Raw genomic sequence first — 17,720 nt, forward strand, 5'->3', positions numbered from 1 at the left:
GCGTACCGTCCGGAGAGCCGGGGTCGTCATGCCGCGCTGCCCTCCTCCACCACCAGATGCACATGGATCACGCCCTGGTCGACCGTCACCCGGTGGGTGCGCACGGCGCGTCGGGCAGGAAGGCAGGTCGGTTCGCCGGTACGGAGGTCGAACGAGGCGGCGTGGAGCGGGCACTCGATCAGACAGCCCTCCAGCCAGCCCTCGGAGAGGGAGGCGTCCTGGTGGGTGCATGTGTCGTCGATGGCGTACAGCTGCCCGTCCTCGGTGTGGAACACGGCGATGGGCGGGTCGCCGTCGATGCGGATGGCCTCACCCGCGGGGAGGTCTTCAAGGCGGCAGACGGGAATCACGGGCCCCCCTCTCGGTCCGGGACGCGCGGTCCGGGACCCACTCGGTCCGGGAAGTAAGGGAGTTCAGGCGGTGGGGTCGGGGAAGGACCGGGGCCACAGGGGTCCAGATCGTCGGGTCCGCCTGCGCGACCGGTTCCCTTCGGGGGGCTGTCCTCCTCCGGGGCCCGCTCCTCCCCGGGAACGGTCCTTGCGGAGATCGGCCTTCCTCGTAGGCCGGGCGCTTTCGGGGATCGCGCCCCTTCCGGGATCCGGACGCTTCGGTAACATGATGTTTCGCATGGCGCACGTAGTGGCGCTGTGCGCAACAGAATCCGGGCGGGGTGACCGTCGCGTCAAGGGTTTCCCGCAGATGCGGCCCAAACAGGGCCGCCAGGTGGTGAGTGTTGAGCCATGACCCGCACGCAGAAGCAGTCCGGCAGCGGCGAGGAGTCCCAGGAGCGGCAGAACGGCAGAGGAGCGGTCAGCGCCGTGCAGTCGGTCGACCGCGCCGTGAGCGTGCTGGAGATCCTCGCACGGCACGGTGAGGCGGGCGTGACCGAGATCGCCGACGAGCTGGACGTGCACAAGTCCACCGCCTTCCGGCTGCTCGGTGTCCTGGAGAACCGCGGCCTGGTGGCCCAGGCCAAGGACCGCGGAAAGTACTACCTGGGGGCCGGCGTGCTGCGCCTGGCGGGGGCGGCGGCGGTGCGGCTGGACATCTCACAGGAGGGCGTCCCGGTCTGCCGGGAACTCGCCGACGAGCTGGGCGAGACCGTCAACATCGCGGTTCTCGACGACGACGCGGCGGTCAACATCATGCAGGCTCGCGGCACGGCGTCGGTGACGGCGCAGAACTGGCTGGGCCGGCGGACCCCGCTGCACGCCACGTCCAGCGGCAAGGTGCTGCTCGCCCATATGTCCCCCACGCTGCGCGAGGGGCTCCTCGCCCGCTCCCTGCCCCGCTTCACCGAGCGCACGATCACCGGCGCGAACGCACTGCGCGCCGAGCTGGAGGCGGTGATCGAGCAGGGCTACGGCGTCACGATCGAGGAGCTGGAGCTGGGCCTGGCGGCCGTCGCCGCCCCGGTCCACGCCCACGACGGCAGGGTGATCGCCGCGATCAGCGTCTCGGGGCCGGTGTACCGGCTGAACGCCGACCGGCTGCCGGAGCTGGCCAAGCGGACCGTGGCGGCGGGGGCCGAGCTCTCGCGCCGGATGGGGTACGGGTTCTGAGGGGACGACAGCGGCACGACCGAGCGGGGCCACGGCCTTCTGCGAAGGCTCCTGATGGGTCCGCGCCGCGGCGCGGGACCGGGATCTCCGGTCCCGCGCCGCGGTGTGTCGTACGCGTTTCGGCCGCCCCCGCTCCTTTTGCCAAGGGTTAACGCACTCCTCTTGACGGCCCCGTGACGCTGTTCTCAGTATGTTCCCCATCGCGCAACCCATCGTGTATTGCGCAACAGCAGAGGAGCTAGGTCGTGCCATATGAGGTCCGTGCCGTAGTCGCTGTGAAGAAGGGGGCACCCGTCGAGGTGCAGACGATCGTGGTCCCCGATCCGGGCCCCGGCGAGGTGCTCGTCAAGGTGCAGGCCTGCGGGGTCTGCCACACGGATCTGCACTATCGGGAGGGCGCGATCACCGACGACTTCCCGTTCCTGCTGGGTCATGAGGCGGCCGGCACGGTGGAGGCGGTCGGCGACGGCGTCACCGACCTCGCTCCCGGCGACTATGTGGTGCTCGCCTGGCGCGCCCCCTGCGGTTCCTGCCGATCCTGTCGCCGCGGCCGCCCCTGGTACTGCTTCGACTCCCGCAACGCCGCGCAGCCGATGACCCTGTTGGACGGCACTCCTCTCACCAGCGCCCTCGGGATCGGCGCCTTCGCCGAGAAGACCCTGGTCGCGGCCGGTCAGGCGGTGAAGATCGACCCCGCCGCCCGCCCCGAGGCCGCGGGCCTGATCGGCTGCGGGGTGATGGCCGGGTACGGCGCGGCCGTGAACACCGGCAGCGTGGGCCGCGGCGACTCGGTCGCCGTCGTCGGCTGCGGCGGAGTCGGCAACGCGGCCATCGCGGGAGCCTGCCTGAACGGCGCCATGAAGGTCATCGCCGTCGACATCGACGACAAGAAGCTCGACCAGGCGGAGAAGTTCGGGGCCACCCACACCGTCAACTCCCGTGGCACGGACCCGGTCGAAGCCGTACGCGCCCTCACCGACGGGTTCGGTGTCGACATCGCCATCGACGCTGTGGGCCGCCCGGAGACGTTCACTCAGGCCTTCTACATGCGCGACCACGCCGGCCTGCTGATCCAGGTCGGGGTCCCGTCCCCGGAGATGAAGGTCGAACTGCCGCTGCTCGACGTGTTCTCGCGCGGTGGCGCGATCAAGTCCTCCTGGTACGGAGACTGTCTGCCGAGCAGGGATTTCCCGTTTCTCATCGATCAGTATCTGTACGGCCTGCTCGACCTGAACGCGTTCGTCAGCGAGACCATCGCCCTGGATCAGGTGGAGGAGGCGTTCGGCAGGATGCACCGGGGCGAGGTGCTGCGCTCGGTGGTGGTGCTGTGAGCGCCCCCGCGAGCGTGCGCGCCGAGCGCGCGGCCGCCTCGGTCGTCCCCGCCGGGCATGGCCGGAACACGACGATCGCCGCGGAGCGCCCCGACCCGCGCGCCGCGCAAGAAGACCGACCCGACCCACGCGCCGCGCAAGAAGACCGACCCGACCCACGCGCCGCGTAAGAAGACCGACCCGACCCACGCGCCGCGTAAGCGCACTGCCCCATCCCACCCCGCCGCACAAACGGCTGCCCCGGCAGTCCCGCGCTCCCCCGCACCAGCAGCCTCCCCCGCGCCCCGCACCGCACAAGTGCCTCCCCCGACCCCCGTCATCCCCGCCACCACAAGGAGGGGCATGTCCACCACGCCCAAGAACGGCTCCCCCGGACCCCGTGTGGTCGTCATCGGCGCCGGCATCGTCGGCTGCTCCCTCGCCGACGAGCTGACCGCCCGCGGCTGGAGCGACGTCACCGTCCTCGAACAGGGCCCCCTGCCCGCACCCGGCGGCTCCACCTCCCACGCGCCGGGCCTGGTCTTCCAGACCAGCCCGTCGAAGACCCTCACGGCGTTCGCGCGCTACACCGTCGAGAAGTTCGGCTCCCTCGAGATCGACGGCGTCCCCTGCTTCAACCAGGTCGGTGGCCTGGAACTGGCGACGACCCCGGAGCGCCTGGCCGACCTGCACCGCAAGGCCGGCTACGCGGCCTCCTGGGGCGTACGCGGCGAGGTCGTGAGCGCCGCCCGCTGCAAGGAACTGTGGCCGCTCGTCGACGCGTCGCTGGTGCTCGGCGGCTTCCACACCCCCGACGACGGCCTGGCCCGCGCCGTGCTCGCGGCCCGCGCCCAGATGGAGCGCGCGACAAGCCGCGGCGCGCGCTTCCTGGACCGGCACACCGTCACCGGCATCGAGCAGCGCGACGGCCGTGTCACCTCGGTCGTCACCGACCGGGGCGCCTTCCCGGCCGACCACGTCGTCTCGGCGGCCGGCTTCTGGGGCCCCGTCATCGGCCGTATGGCGGGAGTCGACGTATCCCTGCAACCGCTCGCCCACCAGTACGCGAGGACAAAGCCGCTGCCCGCACTCGCGGACCACCGGCACGAGGCCTCGCGTCCGATCCTCCGCTTCCAGGACCGCGACCTCTACTTCCGCGAGCACACCGACCGCATCGGCATCGGCTCCTACGCCCACCGGCCGATGCCCGTCGACCCGTTCGCGGTCCTCGCCTACGACGAGGCCCGCGCCCGGAACATGGAGATGCCCTCCTCGTTTCCCTTCACGGCGGAGGACTGGGCCCCGAGCTGGGAGGACTGCCGCTGGCTGATGCCCGACCTGCGCGATGCGGAGATCGAGGAGGGCTTCAACGGCGTCTTCTCGTTTACCCCGGACGGCATGCCGGTCCTCGGCGAGTCACGCGGTGTGCGCGGCTTCTGGCTGGCCGAAGCCGTCTGGGTCACCCACTCCGCCGGTGTGGCCAGGGCGGTCGCCGAGTGGATGGTCGACGGGCGGCCCTCCCTTGACGTCCACGAGTGCGACCTCACCCGCTTCGAGGACGCGCAGCGCTCACCGGCGTACATTACGGAGCGCGGCTCACAGCAGTTCGTCGAGGTGTACGACGTGCTCCACCCGCTCCAGCCGATGGAGCAGCCGCGCCCGCTGCGCGTCAGCCCCTTCCACGCCCGCCAGGAGGCCCTCGGCGCCCGGTTCCTGGAGGGCGGGGGCTGGGAGCGTCCGCGCTGGTACGAGGCCAACGCCCCGCTCGTGGACGGTCTGCGGCTGCCCGAACGCGACACCTGGTCCGCCCGCTACTGGTCGCCGATCGCGGCCGCCGAGGCCAGGGCGACCCGCGAAAGGGTCGCGCTGTATGACATGACCCCATTGCGCCGTCTGGAGGTCACGGGCCCGGGAGCCCTCGCGTTCCTGGACCGCATGACCACCAACAACGTCCGCAGGAAGCCGGGCGCGATCACCTACACCCTGCTCCTCGACCCCACGGGCGGCATCCGCTCCGACCTCACCGTGGCGCGGCTGGGCACCGATCGCTTCCAGGTGGGCGCGAACTCCCCGGCCGACCTCGACTGGCTCCTGCGCCACGCCCCCTCGGACGTCGGTATCAGGGACATCACCTCCGGCACCTGCTGCATCGGTGTCTGGGGGCCGCTGGCCCGTGACCTCGTCCAGCCGCTGACCCGCGACGACTTCTCGCACGAGGGCTTCGGCTACTTCCGCGCCAAGGAGACGTACATCGGGCACGTCCCGGTGACGGCGATGCGGCTGAGCTACGTCGGCGAACTCGGCTGGGAGCTGTACACCACCGCCGACCTGGGACTCCGCCTCTGGGACACGCTCTGGGAGGCCGGCCGGGAGCACGGCGCGGTGGCGGCCGGACGGTCGGCCTTCAACTCCCTGCGCCTGGAGAAGGGGTACCGCTCCTGGGGCGTCGACATGACGGACGAGCACCATCCGTTCGAGGCGGGGCTCGGCTTCGCGGTCCGCATGGACAAGAACGGCTTCGTCGGGCAGGAAGCCCTCCGGGAGCTCCCCGAGGCGACCCGGAGGCTCACCCCGCTCCTGCTGGACGACCCGGCCGCGAACGTTCTCGGCAAGGAGCCCGTGTACGTCGACGGCACGCCCCGCGGCTATGTCACGAGCGCCTCGTACGGCTACACCCTGGGCCGCTGCATCGCCTACGCCTGGCTGCCGCCGCTCGCCACCGGAAGAGGTGTGCACATCGGGTACTTCGGCGAGAAGGTGCCCGCGACCGTGGCCGACGAGCCGCTGTTCGACCCGAAGATGACCCGTATCCGCCGCTAGGAGGCGCCCGATGTCCCCTTCGTACGACGTCATCGTCATCGGTCTCGGCGGCATGGGCAGCGCCGCCGCCCACCATCTGTCCGCGCGCGGCGCACGGGTGCTGGGCCTGGAGAGGTTCGGCCCGGTCCACAACCGCGGCTCCAGTCACGGCGGTTCGCGGATCACCCGGCAGTCGTACTTCGAGGACCCGGCGTACGTACCCCTGCTGCTGCGCGCGTACGAACTCTACGAGGAGGTGGAGCGCGCCACCGGCCGTGACATCGCCACGCTGTGCGGCGGGGTGATGGTAGGGCCGCCGGCGTCCCGGACCGTCTCCGGCTCGCTGCGCTCGGCCATCGCGTGGGGCCTGCCCCACGAGATGCTGGACGCGCGGGATATCAGGCGCCGCTTTCCGACCCTCACCCCGCAGGACGACGAGGTCGCCCTGTACGAGAGGAACGCCGGCCTGGTCCGCCCCGAGAACATGGTCGCCGCGCACCTCCAGCTCGCCACCCGGCAGGGTGCGGAGCTGCACTTCGAGGAGCCGATGCTCCGCTGGGAGCCGTACCGGGACGGCGTCCGGGTCCACACCGCCGAGAACACCTACACCGCGGGCCAGTTGGTGATCTGCCCCGGCGCGTGGGCGCCGCGGCTGCTGACCGACCTCGGGGTGCCGTTCACCATCGAGCGGCAGGTCATGTACTGGTTCCAGCCACGCCATGGCACCGGCCCGTTCCTCCCCGAAAACCATCCCGTCTACATCTGGGAGAACGCACGACGGGTCCAGGTCTACGGCTTCCCCGCGATCGACGGGCCGGACCTCGGGGCCAAGGTGGCCTTCTTCCGCAAGGGCACCGTCTGCACCCCGGAGACCATCGACCGGACCGTCCACGAGGAAGAGATCCGCGCCATGGCGGACCACATGTCCCACTGCATCCCGGAGCTGCCCGGCACCTTCCTGAAGGCCGCCACCTGCATGTACTCCAACACACCCGACGAGCACTTCGTCATCTCCCGCCACCCCGCGCACCCCGAGTCCGTGACCGTGGCCTGCGGTTTCTCCGGTCATGGCTTCAAGTTCGTGCCCGTCGTCGGCGAGATCCTGGCCGATCTCGCGCTCACCGGCACCACCGGGCACCCCATCGGTCTGTTCGACCCCTCCCGCCTCGCCGCCGCGCCCGCCTGAGGAGCCCGCACGTGACGACGCCTCCCGCCTCCCCCCAGACGCCTCCCGCCTCCCCCCAGACGCCTCCCGCCTCCCCCCAGACGCCTCCCGTCTCCCCCCGGCAGATCCCCGCCTCCTCCCGGCAGATCTCGACGAGCCTGATCGCCACCCTCCCCGGGCACTACTACACCGACCCGGAGATCTTCCGGCAGGAGCAGGAGCTGCTGTTCGAGTCGATGTGGTTCTGTGCGGTCCGCGGCGCGGACCTGGCCGCGCCGGGTGCCTTCCGCACCGTCCAGGTCGGCCGTGAGAGCGTTCTGATCACCCGTACGCGCACCGGTGAGCTGCGCGCCTTCCTCAACATCTGCCGCCACCGCGGCGCCCGGCTGTGCCTGGAGGAGTCGGGCCAGGTCCGGCGCACCCTCCAGTGCCCGTACCACGCCTGGACCTACGACCTCGACGGCAGGCTCGTCGCCGCGCCGAACCTGGTGCGGATGCCGGATGTCGACCGGGTCGCGTACGGCCTCGTCGGGGTCGCGCTGCGGGAGTGGCTCGGCTACGCCTGGGTCTGCCTGGCCGACGACCCGCCGTCCTTCGAGGAGACGGTGATGGGGGCGGCCGTGGAACGGCTCGGCGACGCGGCCGCGATCGAGCACTACGGCGCCGAGCGGCTGGCACTCGGCAAGCGGATCGTCTACGACGTACAGGCGAACTGGAAGCTGATCGTCGAGAACTTCATGGAGTGCTACCACTGCGCGACGATCCACCCGGAACTCGTCGACGTCCTGCCCGAGTTCGCCTACGGGTACGCCGCCCAGTACTACGTGGGGCACGGCGCGGAGTTCGGCGAGGGCATCCGGGGCTTCACGGTCGACGGCAGCGAGGGCTTCGCGAAGCTGCCGGACGTCTCGGAGGACCAGGACCGCCGCTACTACGCGATCACCGTGAAGCCGACGGTGTTCGTCAACCTCGTCCCGGACCATGTGATCCTGCACCGCATGTTCCCGCTCGCCGAGGACCGCACGGTCGTCGAGTGCGACTGGCTGTACGCGCCGGAGGTGGTCGGGGCCGGGGCGGATGTGTCCAAGTCGGTGGAGCTGTTCCACCGGGTCAACGAGCAGGACTTCGAGGCATGCGAGCGGACCCAGCCCGCGATGTCCTCCCGGGCCTACCGCGCGGGCGGTGTGCTGGTGCCCACGGAGCATCACATCGGGATCTTCCACGCGTGGGTTCTGGACAAGCTGGGAGGCGGGCATGGCGGACCTGTTCATTGACGGCGAGTGGCGCGACGCGCTCGACGAGCGCACGCGGGAGATCCGCTGCCCCGCCGACGGCTCCCTGGTCGGCGTGGTCGACGAGGCGGGCGGCAAGGACACGGCCGACGCGATCGCGGCGGCGCGCCGCGCCTTCGACGAGGGCCCCTGGCCGGCCACGCCCGCGGCCGAGCGCGGTGACCTGCTGCTGCGCGTCGCCGATCTGCTGGTCCGCGACAAGGACGCGCTGGCCCGCGCCGAGTCCCTGGACACGGGGAAGCGGCTGGTCGAGAGCGCGTACGACGTCGATGACGTGGTGGGCTGCTTCCGCTACTACGGACGGCTCGCGGCGCAGGAGACCGGCCGGGTGATCGACACCGGCAGACCGGAGGTCGACAGCCGGGTCGTGTACGAACCGGTGGGCGTCTGTGCGCTGATCACGCCATGGAACTATCCCCTGCTCCAGACGGCGTGGAAGGTGGCGCCGGCGCTCGCGGCGGGCAACACCTTCGTGCTGAAGCCGAGCGAGTTGACCCCGCACTCGGCGATCCATCTGGTGCGGCTGCTCCAGGAGGCCGGGCTCCCGCCGGGTGCGGCGAACCTGGTCCTGGGCGCCGGTCCGGAGGCGGGGGCGCCCTTGGGCGACCACCCGGACGTCGATCTGGTGTCTTTCACGGGCGGTCTCAACACGGGCCGCCGGCTGATGGCGGCCGCGGCCGGCACGGTGAAGAGGGTCGCTCTGGAGCTGGGCGGCAAGAACCCGAACATCGTGTTCGCCGACGCCTGCTTCGAGGCGGCCGTCGACATGGCCCTGACGGCGGTGTTCCTGCACTCCGGGCAGGTCTGCTCGGCAGGGGCGCGGCTGCTGGTCGAGGACGGACTGCACGACCGGTTCGTCGACGAGGTGGTCCGGCGGGCCGCAGCGATCCGGCTCGGCGGCCCGTTCGACGAGCGAGCCCAGACCGGGCCGCTGATCTCGGCGGAGCACCGGGCGAAGGTCGAGGCGTATGTGGCCCGGGGCCTCCGGGAAGGTGCGGTGCTGCGCTGCGGCGGGACACGTCCGTCCGGGCCGGGCCACGACAACGGCTTCTACTATCTGCCGACCGTGCTGGACGAGTGCTCCTCGGGAATGAGCGTCGTGCGGGAGGAGTCCTTCGGACCGGTGCTGACCGTGGAGCGCTTCACGGACGAGGCGGAGGCCGTGCGGCTCGCGAACGACTCGGTCTACGGCCTCGCGGGCGCCGTGTGGACCACCGACGAGGCCAGGGCCCGGCGGGTGTCGTCCCGGCTGCGGCTCGGCACCGTATGGATCAACGACTACCACCCCTATGTCCCGCAGGCCGAGTGGGGCGGTTTCAAGCAGTCCGGCTTCGGCCGGGAACTGGGGCCTTCGGGACTCGCCGAGTACCGGGAGGCCAAGCACATCTGGCGGAACACCGCGCCCTCGCCCGAGGGCTGGTTCGCCTGACCCGGCGCTCCTCCGCGCCGAATCGCTTCAGCACCCTCCCCGCCGCCCGACCCCTCCCGATCCGTCCGGCCCGATCCCTGCGACCCCATCCCTCCCACCCCGGCACCCGCAGGAGCCGCGCTCCCTCGACCCCCGCCCTCCCTGGCCCACCAGGAGTCCGCTCATGACGACGACCGAGCAACCATCCGGCCCACGCCACGGTGACGACACCGAACTCACGGAATTCGGGTACAAGCCCGAACTCAAGCGCACCCTCGGCAACTTCCACACCTTCGCCGCCGGGATCAGCTACATCTCGATCCTGACCGGCACCTTCCAGCTCTTCTACTTCGGCTACGGCAGCGGCGGCCCGGCCTACTGGTGGTCATGGCCGATGGTGTTCGTCGGCCAGTTCGCGGTCGCCCTGTGCTTCGCGGAGCTGGCCGCCCGCTACCCGATCGCGGGATCCGTCTACAACTGGTCGAAGAAGGTGGGCAATCCGCATCTGGGATGGCTCGCCGGCTGGATGATGCTGATCGCGTCGATCGTTTCCATCTCCGCGGTGGCGCTGGCCTACCAGCTGACGCTCCCGCAGATCTCGTCCACCTTCCAGTTCGTGGGCGACGGCACCGGGAAGTACGACGTGGCGACGAACGCCGTCGTGCTCGCCGCGGTGCTGATCCTGTTCACCACGCTGGTGAACGCCTTCGGGGTCAAGCTGATGGCCACCATCAACACCGCGGGCGTGTTCATCGAACTGCTCGCCACCGTCGTACTGATCGTCCTGTTCGCGGTGCACATCACCCGCGGCCCGCAGGTGGTGATGGACACGGCCGGAACCGGAGCGGGGTACTCGACCGGCTATCTGGGCGCGTTCCTGGTGGCGTCGCTGGCGTCGGCGTACGTCATGTACGGCTTCGACACGGCCTCCTCCCTCGGCGAGGAGTGTCTGGACCCGTCCCGGAACGCGCCGCGCGCGATCATCAGGGCGATCGTCGCCTCATTCGTCCTGGGGGGTCTGGTGCTGTTGCTGGCCCTGATGAGCGTGTCCAGCCTGAACGGCGACAAGCTGTCGACGGACGGTCTTCAGTACATCGTGCTCGATGTACTCGGCCCGACGGCCGGCAAGGCGATGCTGTGGTGCGTGCTCATCGCGGTCACCGTGTGTGCCCTGGCCGTCCACACGGCGGCGATCCGGCTGGCCTTCGCGATGGCCCGCGACAACAACCTGCCCGCGTCCTCGCTGCTGGCCCGGGTCAGCCCGCGCTTCCAGACCCCGGTGCTGCCGGCCGTGATCATCGGCGTCCTGGCGCTGGCGATCCTGGTGGTCAACATCCGCCAGCCGCAGATCTTCACCGTCGTCACCAGCATCGGCATCATCATGATCTACCTCGCCTATCTGGGCGTCACCGCCCCGATGCTGGTCGCGCGGCTGCGCGGGACATGGCGGCCGGCGGGCGAGGGCAGGTTCTCGCTGGGCCGCTGGGGTCTGCTCGTCAACATCGTGGCCGTGGTGTGGGGCGTGGCCATGACCGTCAACCTCATCTGGCCGCGCGCCGCCGTCTACAACGCGACCGCCCCCCACCACTGGTATCTGCGCTGGGGCGCGGTCCTGTTCGTCGCGGTCATCGCGGGCGGCGGCTTCACCTACTACTGGTTCGTCCAGCGCCACCGCACGGGCGTGCTCGCCGAGCACCGGCTCGAGGCCGCACCGACCGTTCCCCTCGCCGCGCCGGCGGCCGACTGAAGGAGGTCACCAGCTCATGAGCTTCGACACGTTCGACTATGTCGTGGTCGGCGGCGGCACCGCGGGCAATGTGGTCGCGGCCCGGCTCTCCGAGGACCCGTCCGTCACGGTCTGCCTGCTGGAGGCGGGGCCGAGCGATGCCGGCGACGACAACGTCCTCCGGCTGGAGCGCTGGATGGGACTGCTGGAATCGGGCTACGACTGGGACTACCCCGTGGAGCCGCAGGCCAGCGGCAACAGCTTCCTGCGGCACGCCCGGGCTAGGGTGCTCGGCGGCTGCTCCTCGCACAACTCCTGCATCGCCTTCTGGGCACCGGCCGAGGACCTGGACGACTGGGCGGCCCGGGGCTGTACGGGCTGGAGCGCGGCCGACCTCTTCCCGCTCTACCGGCGGCTGGAGTCCAACGACGCCCCCGGCGACCACCACGGCCGCACCGGCCCGGTCAAACTGCGCACGCTCAAGGGCGAGGACCCGTGCGGCACGGCGCTGCTGGAGGCGTGTGCCCAGGCGGGCATCCCGACGGTGCCCTTCAACACCGGCAGGACGGTGGTCCGGGGCGCCAACTGGTTCCAGATCAACTCCGACGAGAACAACATCCGCCAGTCCTCGTCGGTGGCCTACCTCCACCCGATCCTGGGCAAGCGCCCCAACCTCGAGATACGCACCGGGGTACGGGCGAGGAAGCTGGTCCTGGACGGGCGCAGGTGTGTGGGCGCGGACTATCTGGACCCGGACCTGGTGCACACCCGCACGGTCCGGGCCCGGCGCGAGGTCGTCGTCTCCTGCGGCTCCATCGACACCCCGAAGCTGCTGATGCTGTCGGGCATCGGGCCCGCCGAACACCTGCGTGAGGTCGGCGTCGACGTGGTCGTGGACTCGGCGGGCGTCGGCGAGAACCTCCAGGACCACCCGGAGGGCGTCATCATGTGGGAGGCCAGGCAGCCCATGACGACCACCTCCACCCAGTGGTGGGAGGCGGGCATCTTCTACGACACCACGCCGGGCCTGGACCGACCCGACCTGATGTTCCACTACGGGTCGGTGCCGTTCGACATGAACACCGCGCGCTGGGGCTATCCGACGTCCGAGAACGCGTTCTGTCTCACGCCGAACGTGACCCGTGCGAAGTCCCGGGGCACGGTGCGGCTGCGGACCCGTGACCACCGGGACAAGCCGAAGGTCGATCCCCGGTACTTCACGCACGAGCACGATGTGCGGGTGATGACCTACGGGCTCCGGCTGGCGCGGAAGATCGCGTCCCAGCCGGCGCTGGGCGGCTGGGCGGGCGCCGAGCTGGCCCCCGGGCCCGATGTGCGGACCGACGACGAACTGCTCGACTACATCCACAAGACCCACAACACCGTCTATCACCCGTCCTGCACGGTGAGGATGGGCGCCGACGACGACCCCTCGGCCCCGCTCGACGCGCGGCTGCGGGTCAAGGGGGTCGAGGGGCTGCGGGTCGCGGACGGCTCCGTCATGCCGGATCTGATCTCCGTCAACCCGTGCATCACCACCATGGTGATCGGCGAGAAGTGCGCGGATCTGCTCAAGGAGGACGCGTAGGTCACGCGGGCCGTTTGAACATCCTTGTCGCGGTGATCTCGCTGTGCACCGACTCTCCGGCCTGGGGCTGCTGCGGCAGTCCCGGCCGGAGGTGTTCCTCCACCCGGATGTACTTCAGCCCGGCCCGCAGGTCGGCGTCGTTGCGCAACCGGATGACCAGCGGGAACTCCGCGAGCGCAGTGGTGTCGAACAGCCCGGTGGTGTACAGGAGCTGGACGCCGAGTGCGTCCGAGACGGCCCGCTGGAGCTCCAGCAGGTAGGTGGCGTTGGCGCGCCCGATGGGGTTGTCCAGGAACAGCGTGCCCGCGTGGCGGTGCTTGTCGCGGCCCCGGTCGTTGGAGCGCAGCGCGGCCATCGTGCAGTACAGGGCGATGGCGGCGGTGAGCAGCTGGCCGCCAGAGAACACGTCTCCCATCTGGCCGACCGGAACCCGCTCGGCGCGCAGCACGGCGTCCGGCTTGAGGATCTCGACCGCGACACCCTTGGGCTGGAGCGCCGCGCCGACGCCTCTCAGGAGCAGCGACATGCCGTCGCGCCGCAGGTCGGAGTTCTTCCTGACGGCCGCACGGGTCGCCTCGTCGATGACCTCGCCCAGGCGTTCGATCAAGGTGGCCTGGTCGGGTTCGTCGAAGCGGATCCGCAGGAACTCCTGCCCGGACCATTCCCCGAGACCCTCCGGGAGCCGGGACAGCCGCTGCGCGGACCGCAGGGTCGCCAGGGCCGATTCCACCAGGCCCCGCAGACGGTCCACGATGGAGTCCCGGTTGCGCTCCAGCTGTGCCAGCTCGTCGGTCAGGACGCGCAGCCGGGGTGCGAACGCATCCGCCCACCGCTGGGCGTGCTCCGGCAGCGCGGACGCGGGCAGTTCGCGGATCTGCTGCCGGGCGGGCGTGCGGACCTGCTCGTAGCGCGTGGAGTTGGCGTGCCGGACCAGCACGTCGCAGGCCTCGCGCACGGCGCCCTCGGCGGCGGACAGATCGGTGGCGCAGCCGCGCAGCGATCTGCGGGTCTCCGCGGCGGCCCGGCGGGCCTCCTCGAGCGTGCCGGGATAGGGCTCCGGCTCCTCCTGCTCATCCTCAAAGGCGTGCTCGCGCAGCAGGTCGCGGAGCATCGCCGCGACCTCGTCGAAGCCGCCGGCCGCGTCCTCGGCGGCCCGGTGGGCCTCGAGGAGTTCGGCGTGGGCCTCTCGGGCCTGATCGAGCGCCTCGACCCGGGAGGCGAGTTCGGCGGTCGCCGTACGCAGCAGGGCCTGCGCGTGCTCGGCGTCCCGGGGCACCAGTTCCTCGGGCAGCTCGGTGTGGGCCTCGCCGTTCCCGGGCGCGTGCCGCTCGGCCTCGCCGCGCAGCCGCCCGAGCTGCTCGCTGGCCGTGGACATCCGGGTCTCCAGCAGCTGTACCAGCTCCTCGGCGCGCGCGGCGGCGGCCTGCCGGGACGGGCCGTCGGAGCCCTCGGGGGACTCGAGGAGCTGCTCGGCGCGCGTGCGCACCTTGTTGCTGAGCCGGTCCAGTTCGGCGAGCGCGGCGGACTCGTCGCTCTCGGCCCGCGCCTGCTCGGCCCGCAGATCCGCGCCGACGCCTACCTTCTCGTACACCTGGGAGGCGGCCCGGTAGGCCTCGCGGAGGGCGGGCAGGGACGTCTTGGGGGCGTGCGCGTCGTCCTCCGGTACGTCGTCGGGGGCGCCCGCGATCTCGGCGCGCTCGGCGCGCAGCGCACGCGCGGTACGGCGGGCGTCGTCTGCGGCGCGCTGCGCGGCCCGGCGGTCCTCGTCGGCGGCACGGGCGCGCTCCAGACACGACTGGGCGCGGGCCTCCGACTCGACCGCCTCGTCGGCGAGTTCCCGCAGCCTGACCTGCCAGCCCGCGCGCTCGCGCAGCCGGAAGGCGAGCCCGGCGAGGGCGTCGGCGGCGCGGCGGGCCTTCTGGGCGGCTTCCTGCCGCTCGTCCCGCATCCGGGCGGCCTCGGCCGCGGTCTCGTCGGCCTCGGCGCGGGCGGTGCGCGCCTCCGTCAGCTCGGCCTCCGCCTCCTCGGCGAACGCGCGGGCGTCCCGGGCGGCCGTGGCGAGTTCAGTGAGCCGTCCGGTCGGGCATCCGGTGCGCCAGGAGGCCAGCCGGGCCATCAACTCGCGGTCCTTGCCGAGCCGGGCCGCGAGCGCCCGGATCTCCTCGTCGCGCGCGGTGGCCCGGGCGCGCAGCGCCTGCCGTTCCTCGTCGGCGGCGTGCTCGTCGTGCATGGCCGGGTTCGGCGGCACCAGGAAGACACCGCCGACGGCGCCCTCGCTCTCGTCGAGAGCCGGGGTCGGGGCGAGCAGCGCGGCGGCGGTGCCGACGGCGACGGCGGAGCGCGGCAGCAACGCGGCGTCGCCGAGTGCCTGACGGGCCCGGGCGTGCGCATCCGGATCGGTGATGATCACGCCGTCGACGAGTTCGGGGCGGGCGGCCAGCACGCGCGCATGGTCGGCGGGATCGACGGCCTGGGCGAGATAGCGCCAGCCGGGCAGTGCGGGAATGCCGTGCTCACCGAGGAACTCGACGGTCGCCAGCACATCGGGGCCCGGCGGCAGCAGCCCGCCGTCACCGAGCGCGCCGAGGATGCGCGCGTCGTCGGCCGCCGCGGTGCGCAGTTCGAAAAGCTGCCGTTCGGCGGAGGCGACGGAGTCCTCCAGCAGCGCGCGCAGTTCGTCGGCGAAGCCGTCCAGTTCCTCGGGGGTGAGGGGGCCCTCGCCGGTGGCCGGGGTGCCGGCCGGATCCACGTCCGTGTCGCGCCGGGGGCCGGGGACCCGCTTCCGGGCGCTCGTGTCCGTGGCCGCCAGGCTCAGCAGTTCCGCCAGGCGCTCCTCAGCGGCGAGCGCCTCGGCGGTCCGGCGCTCGGCCTGGTAGGCCCGTTCGGCGGCCGTGGCCGCGTCCGCCGAACGGGCCGCCGTCAGTTCCGCCCGGGACTCGGCGGAGGCCGTCTCGCGCGCGTGCTCAGACGCACGGCGGGAGGCCTCGCGGGCGGTGTCCCAGGCCGCGACGGCCTCCTTCTCCGCGTCGCTCGCGGCCAGCGCGGCCCGTGCCGGGTCGGCGTCGGGAGCGCTGTCGTCCAGCCAGCCCGCCCGGACGGCCTGGGCGGTCTCCTGCTCCACCTCGTCGAGCCGCTGGCGCAGATGTCCCGCCTCGCTGCGGGCGCGCTGTGCCTCCGTGGCGGCGGCGGTGGAGTCCCGGTGGGCGGACTCGGCGGTCTCCTGGAGCGCGGCGGATCGCTCCTCCTCCTCGTTGGCGAGGGACTCGGCGCTCTCGGCGGCCGCGTGCAACGCCCGTACGAGGTCGACGGCGGCCTTCGCCCGGGCGGCGAGCGCCGGTGCGGCGTCCCGCTCGGCCTCGCGGATCGCGGCGGCCACGCGCGCGGAGCGGTCGGCGGCGGCGCGATGCCGCAGCACGGCCTCGGCGGCCTGCCACGCGGCGTAGAGCTGGCGGGCGTCGGCCAGTTCACGCTTCTGCGCGGCGGCGGCCTTCTCTGCGCCGGCGAGCGCCAACGACGCATGGCGGTAGGCCAGTTCGGCCGCGATGAGCGCACTGCGCTCCCGGGCGCCCTCGGCATGGGTGACGGCGTACGCCGCGGCGGTCACCCGCTGGGCCAGGTCGGCGGCCCGGACCCGCTCCCGCACCCCGCGCGCGGACAGCCGCCGCGCCAGCGTGCGGGTCCGGCGCTCGGCGCCCGCGTGGATGTCCCGGGCCCGTGACCGTCCCTCGGTGGCCTCGACGATGCGCCCGAGCAGGTCCACCGATCCGGCGGTGAAGTCCCGCTCGGCGATCAGCTCGGAGCGCCGTCCCAGCTTGTTGCCGAATCCGCTGACCAGGTCGGCGAGTCCGTCGGTGTCGCGGGTGTCCGTGACGGCGCGCAGCAGCAGATCGGTGAAGTCGGAGTCCTTCTTGACCGCGAAGAGGCCGGCGGCCTCACCCTCGTCCGCGTTCATCTCACGCTGGTAGCGGAAGAGTTCGGGGTCGAGACCGAGATCGGTCAGATGCTCGTTCCAGCGGTCGTGGATCTCCTCCCAGTGCACTTCGAGGTGCGGGTATGCCTTGCCGGCCTCCGTGAGGGCGTCCCGGAAGCCCTTCATCGTGCGGCGCCGCCCCTGTGCGCCGGACGTGCCCTCGACGGGCGGGCGTACGGCGGTGGACTCGGCGACCGGCAGATTGTCGAGGCTCAGGCCGGGCCCCGGCCGGAAGGAGTACCAGGCCTCCGCGAACTTGCGGGGATCGCTGGAGACCTGGCGGCCGCGCCACTCGCTGACCTTGCCGACCACGACGCACTCGCCTGTCAGCGTGTGCTGCCACTCCAGCGCCACATGTCCGCAGTCGTCGGCGAGCAGGAACTTGCGCAGCACGCCCGAGCTGGCGCCGCCGAGGGTGTTGCGGTGGCCCGGCAGCATCACCGAGAAGATCAGCTTCAGCAGGACGGACTTGCCGCCGCCGTTCTCCAGGAAGAGCACCCCGGCGGGGGCGGGGCGGCGCGGTGGCCCGGCGGGCTCCTCCTCGAAGAACTCCGCCTGGGTGGGCGCGGGGTCGGGCACCAGATCGCCCACACCCCGCAGGTCCAGCACGGTGTCGGCATAGCGCGCACCGGCCGGGCCGATGGAGTAGAGGCGGACCCGGGACAGCTCGTACATGGGGGGCTCTCGTCGTCGGTCGTGCTGAGTGTTCGGATAGTGGGCAGGTTCGGGAGCGTCGAAGACCTGGGGCGCGTCGGGGGCTTCACAGGCCCTTGGCGCTGCGGTGCTTCACAGGCCGGTGGCGCTGCTGGGCTTCGCAGGCCGGTGGCGCTGCGGTGCCTTACAGCCGGTGGCGCTACGAGGGCCGTGAGGGGCCCTCGGCGCTTCGGGGCGTCCGTGGGC

10 protein-coding genes are annotated in these 17,720 nt (G+C 72.0%); 8 read left to right on the top strand and 2 right to left on the bottom strand.

All coding sequences use genetic code 11. The features are described from left to right. Positions 1-26: 26 nt before the first annotated feature. Entirely contained in the window at positions 27-350 is a 324-nt protein-coding gene (locus ACIP94_RS20025; RefSeq protein ID WP_402426954.1) for a bifunctional 3-phenylpropionate/cinnamic acid dioxygenase ferredoxin subunit, read from the bottom strand. Positions 351-740: 390 nt separating this feature from the next. Here ACIP94_RS20025 and ACIP94_RS20030 point away from each other — a divergent pair, with 390 nt between their 5' ends. The 8 genes from ACIP94_RS20030 (at position 741) to ACIP94_RS20065 (ending at position 12,850) form a co-directional block, all read left to right on the top strand. After that, the gene (locus ACIP94_RS20030) at positions 741-1,562 is read left to right on the top strand and encodes an IclR family transcriptional regulator (RefSeq protein ID WP_402426957.1); all 822 of its coding nucleotides are present in this window, start codon (positions 741-743) and stop codon (positions 1,560-1,562) included. A gap of 245 nt (positions 1,563-1,807) precedes the next feature. Further along, a complete protein-coding gene (locus ACIP94_RS20035; RefSeq protein WP_402426960.1) occupies positions 1,808-2,893 on the top strand; it encodes an S-(hydroxymethyl)mycothiol dehydrogenase in 1,086 nt (361 codons plus the stop codon). A 342-nt stretch (positions 2,894-3,235) separates the two neighbouring features. Beyond that, positions 3,236-5,692, top strand: a complete 2,457-nt coding sequence (locus ACIP94_RS20040; RefSeq protein WP_402426963.1) for an FAD-dependent oxidoreductase — start codon at positions 3,236-3,238, stop codon at positions 5,690-5,692. Between the two features lie 10 nt (positions 5,693-5,702). After that, positions 5,703-6,857: an N-methyl-L-tryptophan oxidase gene (gene solA / locus ACIP94_RS20045; RefSeq protein ID WP_402426967.1), complete on the top strand. Its 1,155-nt coding sequence runs from the start codon at positions 5,703-5,705 to the stop codon at positions 6,855-6,857. A 104-nt stretch (positions 6,858-6,961) separates the two neighbouring features. After that, entirely contained in the window at positions 6,962-8,110 is a 1,149-nt protein-coding gene (locus ACIP94_RS20050; protein ID WP_402427558.1) for an aromatic ring-hydroxylating dioxygenase subunit alpha, read from the top strand. After that, positions 8,091-9,557, top strand: a complete 1,467-nt coding sequence (locus tag ACIP94_RS20055) for an aldehyde dehydrogenase family protein (protein WP_402426970.1) — start codon at positions 8,091-8,093, stop codon at positions 9,555-9,557. The genes ACIP94_RS20050 and ACIP94_RS20055 overlap by 20 nt, the downstream gene beginning before the upstream one ends. 163 nt (positions 9,558-9,720) lie before the next feature. Beyond that, the gene (locus tag ACIP94_RS20060) at positions 9,721-11,283 is read left to right on the top strand and encodes an APC family permease (RefSeq protein WP_402426973.1); all 1,563 of its coding nucleotides are present in this window, start codon (positions 9,721-9,723) and stop codon (positions 11,281-11,283) included. A gap of 16 nt (positions 11,284-11,299) precedes the next feature. Then, complete coding sequence (locus ACIP94_RS20065) at positions 11,300-12,850, top strand: GMC family oxidoreductase (RefSeq protein WP_402426976.1); 1,551 nt, start codon at positions 11,300-11,302, stop codon at positions 12,848-12,850. A gap of 1 nt (position 12,851) precedes the next feature. Here ACIP94_RS20065 and ACIP94_RS20070 read toward each other — a convergent pair whose 3' ends face one another. Continuing rightward, on the bottom strand, positions 12,852-17,495 hold the full coding sequence (locus tag ACIP94_RS20070; RefSeq protein WP_402426979.1) for a hypothetical protein: 4,644 nt from the start codon (positions 17,493-17,495) through the stop codon (positions 12,852-12,854). Between the last annotated feature and the right edge of the window lie 225 nt (positions 17,496-17,720).

This window comes from Streptomyces sp. NPDC093261 (assembly GCF_044753645.1).
Lineage (GTDB): Bacteria > Actinomycetota > Actinomycetes > Streptomycetales > Streptomycetaceae > Streptomyces.

Excerpts from the sequence above, each read along its gene's own strand:
- ACIP94_RS20030 (WP_402426957.1), top strand. The coding sequence starts at position 741 with ATGACCCGCACGCAGAAGCAGTCCGGCAGCGGCGAGGAGTCCCAGGAG.
- ACIP94_RS20040 (WP_402426963.1), top strand. The coding sequence starts at position 3,236 with ATGTCCACCACGCCCAAGAACGGCTCCCCCGGACCCCGTGTGGTCGTC.
- solA (WP_402426967.1), top strand. The coding sequence starts at position 5,703 with ATGTCCCCTTCGTACGACGTCATCGTCATCGGTCTCGGCGGCATGGGC.
- ACIP94_RS20055 (WP_402426970.1), top strand. The coding sequence starts at position 8,091 with ATGGCGGACCTGTTCATTGACGGCGAGTGGCGCGACGCGCTCGACGAG.
- ACIP94_RS20060 (WP_402426973.1), top strand. The coding sequence starts at position 9,721 with ATGACGACGACCGAGCAACCATCCGGCCCACGCCACGGTGACGACACC.
- ACIP94_RS20065 (WP_402426976.1), top strand. The coding sequence starts at position 11,300 with ATGAGCTTCGACACGTTCGACTATGTCGTGGTCGGCGGCGGCACCGCG.
- ACIP94_RS20070 (WP_402426979.1), bottom strand. The coding sequence starts at position 17,495 with ATGTACGAGCTGTCCCGGGTCCGCCTCTACTCCATCGGCCCGGCCGGT.